Raw genomic sequence first — 13,326 nt, 5'->3', positions numbered from 1 at the left:
AAAACAGCTAAATAGTCTAAAAAGCGGAGCTCACTAGTAGCTCCGCTTTTTATTTGCTGGAACAACGGTAAAAGCTTATGGATAGGTCACCATAAACTCGGCTGCGTTATTAGATTGCGAGACAAACTCAACTTTTACTTTGCCACCAATTTCAATTGAGTGAGTTGCTTTTAAAGTATAAGCGACGTCATTTAGCGGTGGTGCTGCATCAATTAAAACAACATTTGGCGTAGTCTCATGGGAAATATCAACTTTGACGATTCTGACCAAATAACCGTCCGAATTAGCTTTTAAGCTATGGCTAACACCAGCTAACTCAACATCACCATTAAGACTTTGGCTATACTTGGCCGTTACTGGCGGTTCAAAGGTTAGGTAAGTCAATATTTTCTCATGACCAGTCTGCCCTGTTGATTCTGTTAACAACACTTTGAGCAATTGATTGCGACTCAAGCTGACCTTGCCGGTTTGATAGACAGGGACAAAATCGAGATTAACCCCCAACAATTCTCTCGCCGACGGTGATAACATTAACGAACAATCAGCATTGCCCATTACCGAAAAGCAATCGCCGTACGACAAGGTGCTACCAACAGTATCAGCGTAAGCTAAATCCTTTTTAATACGCTCAGAAAAACTCTCGCTCTGATGAATATCAACCCCATTATCGTGCGCGCCATAACCTAGTGCGTGAATAAACTCATGGGCAAAAATGCGATCAAAACGAGTAATTTTCAAATTGTCGGCGAGGTAAGCGTTGTGCTGATAAGCATAGCCAGCTGAAGTCGGATCAATCGGACTGTTGAGAAACACCAGCTTTTGATTCAAACCGTTAATTTTTTTAAGATTTGGCCACAGTACCGTCTCACCCGTTGCTGCGCCCCAAAAAGCGCCCGCAGTATTGGTGCTGTTAAAACTGGTACGTAACACCACAATATCAGCACTATTAAGTAAATCGATGTTCTGCTGACGTTTGATCCACTCAGAATTGGCAAGGGCAAACGATTCAGGGTAAACGCTCTCACTGTTATTTTGATTAAACAGGTTAACCATTTCAGTGCTCGACATCGCCGTTTGGTACTGCGCATATTTAACTTGGTAATTGTTAACGATTTGGTTGTCTGTCAGTACGGCTTTTACCAACTCAAACGACGCGTCTAACTCTTCTTTTCGCAATGCTCGTTGATCACTAGCATGGGATGACAAAATCAGCACATCTAGATTGCGATTGAGCGCTATGCTCGAATTGGGCTTCATCACTGGACCCGAGCCTTGCTGACCATTGCCAGGAGACGTATTTCCACCAGAGCCACTACCTCCTGATGAGTTATTTCCCCCTGTTGAACTATTGTCACCGCTATTACCAGCAGAACTGTTGTTAGTACTAGGAGCACTAGCACCAGTGTTGGGATTAGGCGCCGTAACAGTAGTATTACTACCGCTTCCGCCACCACAACTAGCAACGCTTGTGACTAGTAATAACCCGATAAATAATCGCTTGCACAACATCAATTTTTTACCTCGACACTATCATCTGCATTCGTTTAAACTCTCAACATATCAATTGAAAGCAACGATAATACAAAGGTACGGCTTGCGCATTAGCGAGTAACAAAACAACAACATTAAACAAACAATCGCCAGACACTTCATACATTAACTTTGAGACGAAGAGCTTGTTTAGTAGATTAGACAAAATAATCGCGAATCGTTTGCTCAATAAAGCCAGTGCTTTGATTCACCGCCGCTCGGCGATGACGACAGATATAAACAGATTCATAAGCCTGCTCAGATAAAAAATGAATATTGACTGCCTTCTGATCAGCAAACGCCTTTGCAGCATATAATGGTAAAACAGTAAAACCTAAGCCCAGTGCAACAGGTGTTAGTATTAAGCTAATTTGGTTAGAGCGACCACTGACGGTAAATTGGCCAATGTGTTCAAACTGCTCAAAGTTTCCAGAAAGTAGCAGTTTGGCATGATGATGAGCATCGGGGTGATCAATAATGCCTAATTGAGTTAATTCAGGCCAGGTTGGCCTAGTTAAGCTGCTCGGAGTTACCAGCACAATCGGCTCTCGCGTCAGTGATTTAGCAACAATATTGGTATCACTCGGCAATGCAGTCATCAAGCCAATATCAAGCTGATACTGACAAAGTGCCTGCTCAATGCCGCGATTTGACGAAAACTGGTAATCAATTGACAGTAGCTGATGTTGTTTCTGCAGTAATAACAGCTCGGGGTAAAGCTTCAAGCCCAAGCTACCGGGCGACATGATAGAAACTAAGCCTCGGTACTCGTCAGTCGGCTCAAAACTCGCCGACAAACTATTGATCTCGGCTAACAATTCAGTGCCTTCCCGGTACAGCCGATATCCCTCTTGGGTTAACCAAAAGCGTTTTCCTTCTCTAACAATAAGCTCGGTCGCTAGCGATTGCTCAAGTTTGCGAATGTGCTGACTGACCCCAGACTGCGTCATAAACAAACGCTCAGCAGTTTGCGTAAAATGCCCAACATCTGCCAGCGTACAAAATGTTTTTAACCAAGTCAGATTAATCATTACAAAATATACTTAAAACCATAATAAATGATAATTTTTAGACAATAATCATAGCCCGTATACTGCTGCTCATCAAATAACCCGAACGATTTAGGAGTTAACCATGACAGTAAATTACCCCAGAACATTTTCTCACATCGGTATTTCGGTGCCCGACGTCGACGCCGCAGTCAAGTTTTACACTGAAGTACTGGGCTGGTACCTGATCATGGCACCAACTGAGATTACTGAAGACGAAAGCCCCATTGGAGAAATGTGTACCGATGTCTTTGGTGCTAACTGGCAAAAATTCCGCATTGCTCATCTCGCCACTGGTGATCGCATTGGTGTTGAATTGTTTGAGTTTAAAAACCACCAAACTCCAGAGAATAACTTTGAATACTGGAAAGCCGGAGTCTTCCACTTCTGTGTCCAAGATCCGAACCTAGAACAACTAGCCGAGAAGATTGTCGCTGCTGGTGGCAAAAAACGCATGGAGAAGCCGCGCTACTATTATCCGGGCGAAAAGCCATACCGCATGATTTACATGGAAGATCCATTCGGTAATATCTTAGAAATTTACAGCCATAGTTATGAGCTTACCTACAGTGCTGGTGCATACTAAGCAGCCATCAAAGAGCAACTAGTGTCGCTGGATTTGGCTAATTTCAAGTTCAGCGATACGCCGGTTAATTTTACTTAACAAGGCTAAATAGGCTTGGCTATCAACACTACCAAAATAGCGAGTAAATTGCGCTTTGCTCAAGCCCTCTGGTAAATCTGTCGCTTGGGGAAACAACACTGCTTCACCGGATTTAGTCGCTAACACTTGTGCCAACTGTCTTGCCGTTGCTGGATTGCTGGCGATTTGCGCAAAGTTGACACCAGCTAGATCAGCCGCAAGGTCGACAAAACTAAAACCGCTACCACCACGCCCGCGGTCAACGAGCTCTTTAAACTCGCCAACAGCACTGCTAATACCCTGTGTTGATAGTACTTCGATAGCGGCAGAAAAAATAAAGTGCAATGCTAAATCTCGACGCTTCGCCAAAGTTGGTGGATAGGGCAATGAGTTGAGCTGCTTAACCTTAGCCATCGCAATACCGGAAAAGTGAGCAAAACGATGATCGCCCGTAAAAATAGCCAAGGCAATGATCGCCGCTTGATTGTGGACGGCAGCATTATAGGGTCGAGCATTGATGGTCACTTGTTGGAAAAGATGATGGATAAACCAAGCGAGAGATTGCTGGTTTCGATTTTGTCCTTTAGCCAACACAGATAAATGTTTTACATAGTCTAAGGTATACTCGGACAAGACCTCATTATCATCATGGCTAAACTGATTTTTTACCCGATTGAGCTTAACTAAATAGGCGTTGATCGGCTCAAGAGTAATTGTCATTGCTTGATCAGACATGGTCAGCTCTTGCACTTGTTCAAGTGTTGCGTCACCTAAGTCACTGCGAGTATATCGATTGACCGCCCACGCTAATAGTTCCAGCGTCGATTGACCAGAAATTGACAAACTACCCAGCTCTGCAGGCTGCAACGTCAGCCCTTGACCCGGCAGCACCACAGTAGAGACATTGAGGTATTGACCAAACCAGTTTTTTGGTACCTGATAGCTCACCGTTAGCGCCAAACCTTGAGTCGTCAATAGCGCTTGCACTTTAAACTCAGGCCGAGCTCGGGTGACTAGACCAAATAAGCTATTGAGCTGTGCTTGCGAAATGGTAATGCGCTGACTTTGCTGCTGTCTCTCTAATACGCGTTTGGCAATGCCAATCAGCTCTCTTGCCGAGTCAGCACTTTCAACTTGCTGCGCCGCGACTTGAGTCACCTTGGTATCAGCCGACAATAACAGTGCAGCTAAGCCACTAAGTAAAACAACAAAGATCAATAAAAAGGCCAGCAACCAACGAACCAGTACGCGCACAACATATCCATAAGATTAGACAAAAATTCGACCGCAGTTTATCAAATATTACTGATTTAGATAGCACCCGATCGAGGTTAAATTTTTCGACAAAATGCAAATAAGCAATGTATTTGTCAGCTCCTTAACACTATCGAACGGGATGCGTAAATTTATCACCACAAATCAATAGCGAGACTCAATATCTTAGTGTCGTTTTATATAAAAACTGGCGCGCTCACATGCTATAGTGATTGTGCTTTTGAAGTGATAAAGGACTGGTGTTAATCAAAAAATTGACCTCAGCCCTTTATTACTTTTGAGGACTTTTCTATGCAAACAATTGTTATCGTTGGAGGAGGGGCTGGCGGCCTTGAATTAGCAACCCAATTAGGCCGAAAACTAGGCCGAAAAAACAAAGCCAAAATTATTTTGGTCGATAAAAATCGCACTCACATCTGGAAGCCATTATTACACGAGGTTGCCTCAGGTACTTTTGACGCCAGCTTAAATGCCGTGGTTTATCACGCCCATGGTGCTCGTCATGGCTACCATTTTCAACTTGGCTGTTTGACGAATGTTGATCCAATCGAAAAAACCGTCACTTTAGAGCCGGTCAGTGACGAGCACAACTTAAATACTCGTCAACTCAAATACGATCAACTGGTATTGGCTGTCGGCAGTGTCAGTAATGACTTTGGCACCCCCGGTGTCAAACAACACTGTTATTTTCTAGACAGTCACCAACAAGCAGAGCGCTTTCACAAAACCTTGTTAAGTACGTTTACTCGAATTAGCCAAAGCGGCAGCAAGCAAGAATTACATATCGATATTGTTGGCGCTGGCGCCACTGGTGTCGAGTTAGCCGCTGAACTATTTCACGTTACCGAAATGCTCGGTAGTTACGGTTTTGAACACATGGCCGCAGAGCAACTCAAAATTCGCTTAATTGAAGCTGGTCCTCGAATATTACCGGCACTGCCCGACCGCATCGCCAATGCGGCAAAACGCGAACTTGAAAAAATAGGTGTCGAAGTGCTGGAACAAACGCGAGTGCAGCGCGCCGACAGCGATGGTTTCGTCACCAGTGAAGATAAGAAACTCGAAGCTGATATTATGATTTGGGCGGCTGGGGTTAAAGCGCCAGAGTTTCTGGCAAATATTCAAGGCGTTGAGACCAACCGCATGGGCCAAGTATTGGTCAATAAAGATTTAACGTCGACCTTTGACGACAATATTTATGTGCTTGGCGACGCCTGTGGCTTTCAAAATCCAGATAACACTTGGGTGCCACCAAGAGCGCAGTCAGCTCACCAAATGGCAACCATCGTACAACAAAATATTCTGCGCAAACTCAAAGGGCAAGCAGCACTTGACTACCAATATATGGACTACGGCTCTTTGGTTAATCTTTCCCGTTTTAGTACCGTCGGCAGTTTAATGGGTAACTTAACCAAAGGTAGCATGTTTATCGAGGGGCGAATCGCCAAACTGGTTTATATATCGTTATACCGCATGCACCAAATGGCGATTCATGGTCGTCTCAGAGCAGGAGTTTTGTGGTTCGCCGAACGTTTGGTCAAAGTCACTAGACCGAAAATGAAGCTTCATTAAACCACTCATAATAGTATTACAATACTTGCAAGAGCGTTCAGTAACCGCTGAGCGCTCAGCTCCAAAAGCTAACATTTTGTCACTGTGCAAATTACCTAGTAACTGTGTCATGATCTAGCACAGTTTTATCATCGTAATAGCGAACCAATACCGTTATAATGATTCAAACGCACAATAAATAACCCTATGAAATATAGTGATTTAAGAGACTTCATCGAGCAGCTTGAAAAGCTTGGCCAATTGAAGCGCATCAAGCAGCCTATTTCGACCGATTTAGTGATGACGGAAATTAGCGATCGCACCTTGCGCGCTAAAGGTCCTGCATTGTTATTTGAAAACCCGATTGGTTTTGATACGCCAGTACTGACCAATTTATTTGGAACACCTGAGCGCGTAGCGTTAGCAATGGGACAAGACGATGTCGGCTCATTGCGCGAAGTCGGCAAATTACTGGCGATGTTAAAAGAACCTGAGCCGCCAAAGGGCTTTCGCGATGCTCTCGATAAATTACCTATTTTCAAGCAGGTGCTCAATATGCCTGCTAAGTTGGTAAAAAAGGCACCTTGCCAAGAGGTTGCCTTAACTGGTGACCAAGTTGACTTAACTCAGCTGCCGATTCAAAAATGCTGGCCGGGCGATGCCGCACCATTGATCACTTGGGGCCTAACCGTTACCAGAGGGCCACACAAAGAACGCCAAAACTTGGGTATTTATCGCCAGCAGCTATTAGGCCGCAATAAAGTGATTATGCGTTGGTTATCACACCGCGGCGGAGCCTTAGACTTTTTCGAATGGAAAAAGCAGCACCCAGGTGAAAAATTTCCGGTTTCAGTGGCCTTGGGTGCAGATCCTGCAACCATTTTAGGTGCCGTAACTCCTGTGCCAGATACCTTGTCGGAATACGCCTTTGCTGGCTTGCTGCGCGGCAGTAAAACGCAAGTAACTAAATGTATTAGTAACGACTTACAAGTACCGGCTTCTGCTGAAATTGTCCTTGAAGGTTATATTGATCCAGACGAAATGGCACCAGAAGGCCCATACGGCGATCACACCGGTTATTACAATGAAGTGGATGACTTTCCAGTATTTACCGTTACTCACATCACTAAACGACAAGCGCCAATTTATCACAGCACATACACCGGCAGGCCACCAGATGAGCCAGCTATTTTAGGGGTCGCGTTAAACGAAGTGTTTGTACCTATTTTACAGAAACAGTTTCCAGAAATTGTTGATTTTTATCTGCCGCCTGAAGGTTGTTCATACCGATTAGCGGTAGTAACGATGAAAAAACAATATCCCGGTCACGCCAAACGCGTAATGATGGGGGTATGGTCATTCTTGCGTCAGTTTATGTATACCAAATTTGTTATCGTTTGTGATGACGATATCAACGCGCGTGATTGGCAAGACGTGATCTGGGCGATGACCACCAGAATGGACCCAGCCCGCGACACCACTATGATTGAAAATACGCCCATCGATTATCTCGATTTCGCCTCGCCAGTTTCCGGGCTTGGCTCAAAAATGGGGATGGACGCCACCAATAAATGGCCGGGTGAAACCGATCGCGAATGGGGTGAACCGATTGTGATGGACGAATCAGTGAAACAAGAAGTTGACAATATTTGGCAAGAACTGGCAATCTTGCCAACCGATAAACCCGCTAGCTAACGTATTAAGGTAAATGAATGACTGCAATAACCTGTCAAGTTGAGGCACTAACCTCACTTACGCCCTATGTCTACAAGGTCTTGTTAAAGCCAGAGCAAACCGTCAGCTTTAGCGCCGGCCAATACCTTAATTTTGTTATGGGGCCAGAAGACAAACGCCCGTTTTCAATCGCCAGTTCACCGAACAGCGAATTGATTGAACTACAAATTGGCGCATCAGTTGCTGATAGCTGGCCAATGCAAGTGATTGATCATATCAAAGCCAACCAATCAGTGACGATTGAAGCACCATTGGGCAGTGCTCAATTTCGCGAAGACAGCACTCGTCCAATTTTATTACTCGCTGGTGGTACTGGTTTTTCTTATATCAAATCGATTTTTGAATATCTCGCTGACCAAAAAACTGAGCGCCCAGTGACTGTTTATTGGGGCTTGCGCGAACCAAGTGCCTGTTATGAGCTTGAGCAAACGGCTGCCACGATTAATCGCATTGCCAATGCCGAGTTTATTCCGGTTGTCGAACAGCCAAATGATGACTGGCAGGGTAAAGTCGGCCTAGTCCACGAAGTTGCGATGGCCGATATCGATAGCTTTGATGCTTACGATATTTATTTAGCCGGTCGTTTCGAAATGGTTGGCAAAGTAAGAGAAGATTTTGTCGCCAAAGGTGCCGTTAAAGAGCATATGTACGCTGACGCCTTCGCATTTATCTAAAAACTTTCTGTCAGCTTATCCGAAGCTGATATCAAGAGTCGAGCTTAAGAGTTAGTCGCTTTAAGCTCGTCTTTTTTAATCCAGCTTTCTAACACCACTTGGTTGCGGCCTGCCCCTTTGGCTTGATACAAGCATTGATCGGCGCCTTTAAGCCAACTATCCAGCTCACTGAAACTATCAGCCCGACCAAAAACAGCCCCCATACTAACGGTGACCTGAAACGGCTGTAAATGCGGATTGACAAAGACTTGTTCAGCAATGGTCTGACGCAATTGCTCAAGTTTTTGTTGTAAGTTATCAAGATCGATTTCTGCCGCGACAATGACAAATTCCTCACCGCCATAACGGGCTACAATATCGGTATCGCGATCAAAAGCTTGCTTCATCAACTTAGCGGTTGCCACTAAACAATCATCGCCAGCCTGATGGCCGTGACTGTCGTTAAGCTTTTTAAAGTAGTCTAAATCGAGCATCACTACTGCCATTGTCGCTTCACTGCGCTGACAGGCTTTGCGAACAACAATAAACTGCTCAGTTAAATAACGGCGGTTAAAAACTTGAGTCAAACCATCAACCAAAGCCAAGGCTTGTAACCTTTGGTTAGCTTTGTTGAGGGCTTGAGTGCGCTCGGCAACCTTGTCTTCTAGTTGTTCTTGGTAGTCAAACAAAGCAGTGCGGCTTCGTTTAATTTCATCGTATAACTGCTCTATTTCAACGCCTGTCTCTTCATAAAGAGGCTTAAATTCGTGTTTAATTTGATGATCGTGATAACCAATTTGCTTATTAATAAAATTCAGAGGTCTAGTTAAACGGCGGCTAATTTGATTAGCGAGCGCAGTGGTCATTAACAAGCTGCCAAACAAAATAATAAAAATGAGTAAATACTCATTTTCTATTTGCTTAAGTATGTATTGGTAGTCAAGTAACGCGTAAATTCGCCACTGGTTTTCCAACTCGATACTATGGTAGGCAAAGCTCTTGTCGCCTGCGCTGGCCAACATTAGCCTTTGACCAGCTGCCGAGCTAGAGGTGTCCTGAAAGACAAAGTCATCTAACGGCTTAAGTGCCAATTCATCAGATGCAAAAATAACTTTGTTGTTTTGATCAACTAACACCAATCGAGTGTGCTGCTCACCCAACTTAGCCATGCTCATTTGCGATAATATATTGAGATCGAGAGAACCTTCAACAACTGCTACAGGCTGCTGTGGTGTTCCATTCATTGGCAGTACCGGGGCGCTAATGGCAATGATCATATCCATGCCAAAACCTTGGCCTTGAAATACGTCCGAAGTATACAAATCTTGCCCCGCCATTGGCTTTTGAAAATAGTCTCGATGGCTAACACTAAATTTGCCATTTTGATTAACCACAGCTAACAGACGTTCCGGACTTGCTTGTGAAATATTGCCATCAGCACCAGCAATCAACATGGTAATAAAACCACTGTGCAGCGCTTGGCTGGTATTGAGTAGTTCCTGCCATTGTTCCTGTGGCGTTGCCGATAGCCAGCTCGCCATCATAGTGATCAAAGTTTGATGCTCGTTTAGGTGAGCCTGCATCAAAGTCGCACTTTTATTGGCGTTGTCTTGCAAACTCTTACTCACGTAGTCTTGGGAGTTAACAATTAAGCTACGTGAAATAGTCAAACTAACAATAATTAACGATAAACAAGTAATTAGCACAAATGCATACGTAAGTTGCGCCTTAACCGTCCGCTTTAAGGTAGGTTGCTGTTGCCAGCTCAGATAACTGCGGCGATCGAGCATGAAAATCAGTACTGCCGCAAAACTGGTGTATAGCAAACCATTAAAACCTTGTTTGAAACCAATAAACAAGTAATACAGAGAAAAATCTGCTTCGCGCCACCAAATAATAGCGATAGTTAGCGGCATTCCTAGGCACAGCCAGTAAGCCAAGTCGGCAAAAAATACATACCAGCCTCGGCTCCTCAATTGAGCTAGGACATAGGCCTCGAGACCAAAGGTGAGATAGCCAAACGGATGACCCCAAGCAAAATAGAGCGGAGTTACCGCAATAAACATGGTTAACAGGGTGTATTTTGGCAACAAACGCATTGCCACCATGACAAAGGCAGCATTACCAAAAACGAGATCTACTTCGGGTAAGAATGGATATGTGAAGCTGTTGAGCAAAGCGCCAATACCACCGAGTATCAGCGCGAACATCAAGGGACGAAAATCAAAGTTAGCTTTCGTTTCTGACAAGGTCGTTTGCTCTTATTGTTATAAACTTCTTATTATTGAGCTATTAAACAACTAATTCGCTGTTATAACAACTATTTCACTAACGCCAAAAGCGTTTGGTGTGCCGCTTGGTAGTTGCCTTGTGCTGCTTGCGCTTTGGCCAAAGCGGCAATATCAGCCTGGTCGAAATCAGCACTAGGTTGTTGTAGTAGTCTCACCAAAGCTTTTTCCGCCATTTGCCACTGTTTACCACTTAGTGCTAAATGGCCATAACAAGCTAACCATTTGCTGCTATCAGTATTTTTTTGCAGATGTTTTTGCACAGCAGCTAACAAGTTATCTGGCTCGCTAACTGGAATACTGCGCAACGACTTTAAAAAACCTTCACTGGCGTCTTTTTTCAACAGCGGTAATAGTAGCTTGTCCAAACCTTGTGTCACCTTGTGGGCAGCTAATACTCGGCAGTAGGCCAATAAAATCTCTTCATCTTGTTTTTGCTTACGGGCCAGGTTCTGCCAATACTGAACCAATTTTTCATTACCGCCTTCAAGGTATAATTGCTCAAATAAACCCAAATAACCCTGATAGCGCCAACGTGCTAACTGCTCACTAGAAACAGCTTTTTGCTTGCCCGCCAACGCCAAGTATTCAACAACTTTAGCAAAGCGTTTTTCTTGTAAACACAAGTCAATTTCAAGGGTCAATAAGCGCGAGTCATGACCGATGAGCTTGTGGTTATTATCAATCGCTTTGCGGGCATCAGCAAATGCGCCTTGATTGACCAATAGTTTAATTTTTGCCAGATGTGCCGCCAACTGGTCTTTGTTGTTGTCTGTCAACAAAGGTTCAAGCTTGTCTAGATAGTGCTTATTGCCTGCCGCACTAGCTGTTTGCTCTGAAGACAATTGCTGCGCTTGTTTCTTTTCCGCCGCGCTCGCCGCAAGTAAATATGCGGTGCCACTGAAGTCATGACCGTGAGCACTATCGACTAGCAATTTTTCCGCTTGTGAGTAGTCGTCTAACGCAAAAGCCGCTAAGCCTTGATTGAATTGGCGCTCAGCTTTGCGCTTGCTACCCCAAAAAAACTTATGCCAAGTGTTTGCGCTAAGGTTTAAACCACCGCGCAATGCCTTTAACGAAACGCCGACAATAACCACAGCAAAAACAGTCATTAAAACAAATGCGAACACGGTTGACTCAACCACCCAGTCACCAACGCTAATCAAAATATAGCCTTGCTGCTCAATTAATTGGGCGCTGGCAACAACGGCAACCAGCAAAACAACAAGCAGTATGATGATACGAATCATAACAATACTCCCTGCTCGCCTTGTTTATTAATGGTTGGTTGATCATTGACTTGGCTTTGATCCGACTCGTTTTGATTAGTGTCAGCGTCATCACCGGTGCCATCGCTTTTCAGTGGTAACTCATTCAAGACTGGCTTTTTGGCTTGTTGCATTGCCGCGACCGATAGCAACAATGGTGGGCTCTGAAAACTAATGGTTTGGCCTTGCAGGGCTTTGACACTGTCGAGAAAAGCGATAACTTCAGCACTATCGAGATCATAATAGCGCTCTAACCAAAACTGGATATCTTGCAAGCTACTCAGATACAAAGCTTGTTGCTGATGGTTAACGGCTTGTTGTACTTGTTGAATCTTGAGCGCTAAATTTTGGCTTAAATTGCGGTGTTGCTCCGCAGACAATACCGGTTTTACAGCCTCACTGTCGGCACGGCGTCTTACTTTAACAAAGCCTTCAATAAATTTTTGTACCGTAACCAGTAAATTGCGCTGCCAATCATCTGGGTTTTCCGATAACACCAAATCAGGGTCTGGTGCAATCTCATCTGGGATAACAATCGGTAGGTTCAAAGACTGCTGCTGAAGCGCTAATAGCTTTAACAATACCGTCTCATTGTCAAATGCAGGTAGCCCTTGCAAGGTTTGGATATCTTGATGAATAGCAGCTCGCACCGCAAAGTATTGATCTTGATTAAGTGTCGCAAGGCGCTCATCGGCCTCATTTAGCAAAGCAATAGCCGCTTGACTGTCTTGTTTAAACAACAGGCTGCGACTGGCAACTCGCAGCAAATATTCTGCCTCAGAAACTAACCAATCGCTTGGTTGACGTTGGCTCAATCGCGCCATCGCCACTTCTAACTGTTCAATACGCCCTTGTTGTTCAACCACTTGTTGACCAAACTGTCGACTGGCAAATTCAGTAAATTTATCGGTTAACTGCTGCTCTTGTTGTTTTAACAAGTTTTCAAATTGGGCAACATTTTGCGCTTGTTGCTGACTAATCGCGGTATTGGCTTGTTGTGCCAATTGATTAGCTTGCACTTGTTGTTGGCTTTGTTGCCAGTAGTAATGCCCTGCGCTACCGCCAACTGCGACTAACCCCAAGAGTATTGCAAGCCACGCGACACCATTACTCGATTTACTTTGTGTTGCAGTATTTTGGCTTTTGCCAGTACTAGTTTTGACAACTGGCTTGGCTTTATTGACCGGCGCTGAGGTCTGCTGGTCTTTAGATGAAGAAGAGTTTGCCTCAGGAGCAGCTGAAGAAGAGGAGGCAGGCTGCTTTTTATCTGTCATTGGACATGTTCCGTATTGATAATAAGTGTAAAGGTCGCTCTGTTGTTTTTTGACAGTGTTT

At 44.4% G+C, this 13,326-nt stretch carries 10 protein-coding genes; 4 read left to right on the top strand and 6 right to left on the bottom strand.

Features of this window, described 5'->3' with window-relative positions; all coding sequences use genetic code 11:
* Positions 1 to 75: 75 nt before the first annotated feature.
* Both J7384_RS06295 and J7384_RS06290 read right to left on the bottom strand, forming a co-directional pair.
* Positions 76 to 1,509 (bottom strand): hypothetical protein, encoded by a 1,434-nt coding sequence (locus J7384_RS06295; RefSeq protein ID WP_209112191.1) that lies wholly within the window; start codon positions 1,507 to 1,509, stop codon positions 76 to 78.
* Positions 1,510 to 1,688: 179 nt separating this feature from the next.
* Positions 1,689 to 2,561 (bottom strand): LysR family transcriptional regulator, encoded by an 873-nt coding sequence (locus J7384_RS06290; RefSeq protein WP_209112190.1) that lies wholly within the window; start codon positions 2,559 to 2,561, stop codon positions 1,689 to 1,691.
* A gap of 103 nt (positions 2,562 to 2,664) precedes the next feature.
* On the opposite strand from J7384_RS06290, the gene J7384_RS06285 reads away from it, so the two are divergent.
* A complete protein-coding gene (locus J7384_RS06285) occupies positions 2,665 to 3,165 on the top strand; it encodes a lactoylglutathione lyase family protein (RefSeq protein WP_209112188.1) in 501 nt (166 codons plus the stop codon).
* 18 nt (positions 3,166 to 3,183) lie between these two features.
* On the opposite strand, the gene J7384_RS06280 is transcribed toward J7384_RS06285, so the two are convergent.
* Complete coding sequence (locus tag J7384_RS06280) at positions 3,184 to 4,476, bottom strand: hypothetical protein (RefSeq protein ID WP_209112186.1); 1,293 nt, start codon at positions 4,474 to 4,476, stop codon at positions 3,184 to 3,186.
* Positions 4,477 to 4,788: 312 nt separating this feature from the next.
* Here J7384_RS06280 and J7384_RS06275 point away from each other — a divergent pair, with 312 nt between their 5' ends.
* The 3 genes from J7384_RS06275 to fre all read left to right on the top strand — a co-directional run bounded on the left by J7384_RS06275 (position 4,789) and on the right by fre (position 8,456).
* The gene (locus J7384_RS06275; protein ID WP_209112184.1) at positions 4,789 to 6,069 is read left to right on the top strand and encodes an NAD(P)/FAD-dependent oxidoreductase; all 1,281 of its coding nucleotides are present in this window, start codon (positions 4,789 to 4,791) and stop codon (positions 6,067 to 6,069) included.
* 186 nt (positions 6,070 to 6,255) lie between these two features.
* Positions 6,256 to 7,743, top strand: a complete 1,488-nt coding sequence (gene ubiD / locus J7384_RS06270; RefSeq protein WP_209112182.1) for a 4-hydroxy-3-polyprenylbenzoate decarboxylase — start codon at positions 6,256 to 6,258, stop codon at positions 7,741 to 7,743.
* Between the two features lie 17 nt (positions 7,744 to 7,760).
* Complete coding sequence (gene fre / locus J7384_RS06265) at positions 7,761 to 8,456, top strand: NAD(P)H-flavin reductase (protein ID WP_209112180.1); 696 nt, start codon at positions 7,761 to 7,763, stop codon at positions 8,454 to 8,456.
* Positions 8,457 to 8,500: 44 nt separating this feature from the next.
* Here fre and J7384_RS06260 read toward each other — a convergent pair whose 3' ends face one another.
* From J7384_RS06260 to J7384_RS06250, 3 genes are all read right to left on the bottom strand, one after another.
* Positions 8,501 to 10,684 carry a diguanylate cyclase gene (locus tag J7384_RS06260; RefSeq protein WP_209112178.1) on the bottom strand — a complete coding sequence of 728 codons (2,184 nt, stop codon included), beginning with the start codon at positions 10,682 to 10,684 and terminating at the stop codon, positions 8,501 to 8,503.
* Between the two features lie 71 nt (positions 10,685 to 10,755).
* The gene (locus tag J7384_RS06255) at positions 10,756 to 11,973 is read right to left on the bottom strand and encodes a heme biosynthesis HemY N-terminal domain-containing protein (protein ID WP_209112176.1); all 1,218 of its coding nucleotides are present in this window, start codon (positions 11,971 to 11,973) and stop codon (positions 10,756 to 10,758) included.
* Positions 11,970 to 13,265 (bottom strand): uroporphyrinogen-III C-methyltransferase, encoded by a 1,296-nt coding sequence (locus tag J7384_RS06250; protein ID WP_209112174.1) that lies wholly within the window; start codon positions 13,263 to 13,265, stop codon positions 11,970 to 11,972. Before J7384_RS06250 ends, J7384_RS06255 begins: the two co-directional genes overlap by 4 nt.
* Positions 13,266 to 13,326 lie beyond the last annotated feature (61 nt).

Origin of the sequence: Endozoicomonas sp. G2_1 (assembly GCF_017744155.1) — a bacterium.
GTDB lineage: Bacteria > Pseudomonadota > Gammaproteobacteria > Enterobacterales > Alteromonadaceae > JAGHQT01.
Note: the sequence above shows the minus strand (reverse complement) of the source record. Positions and strands in the feature narration are given on the sequence as shown.

Coding starts and splice junctions, on each gene's coding strand:
- J7384_RS06295 (WP_209112191.1), bottom strand. CDS start 1,509: ATGTTGTGCAAGCGATTATTTATCGGGTTATTACTAGTCACAAGCGTT.
- J7384_RS06290 (WP_209112190.1), bottom strand. CDS start 2,561: ATGATTAATCTGACTTGGTTAAAAACATTTTGTACGCTGGCAGATGTT.
- J7384_RS06285 (WP_209112188.1), top strand. CDS start 2,665: ATGACAGTAAATTACCCCAGAACATTTTCTCACATCGGTATTTCGGTG.
- J7384_RS06275 (WP_209112184.1), top strand. CDS start 4,789: ATGCAAACAATTGTTATCGTTGGAGGAGGGGCTGGCGGCCTTGAATTA.
- ubiD (WP_209112182.1), top strand. CDS start 6,256: ATGAAATATAGTGATTTAAGAGACTTCATCGAGCAGCTTGAAAAGCTT.
- fre (WP_209112180.1), top strand. CDS start 7,761: ATGACTGCAATAACCTGTCAAGTTGAGGCACTAACCTCACTTACGCCC.
- J7384_RS06255 (WP_209112176.1), bottom strand. CDS start 11,973: ATGATTCGTATCATCATACTGCTTGTTGTTTTGCTGGTTGCCGTTGTT.
- J7384_RS06250 (WP_209112174.1), bottom strand. CDS start 13,265: ATGACAGATAAAAAGCAGCCTGCCTCCTCTTCTTCAGCTGCTCCTGAG.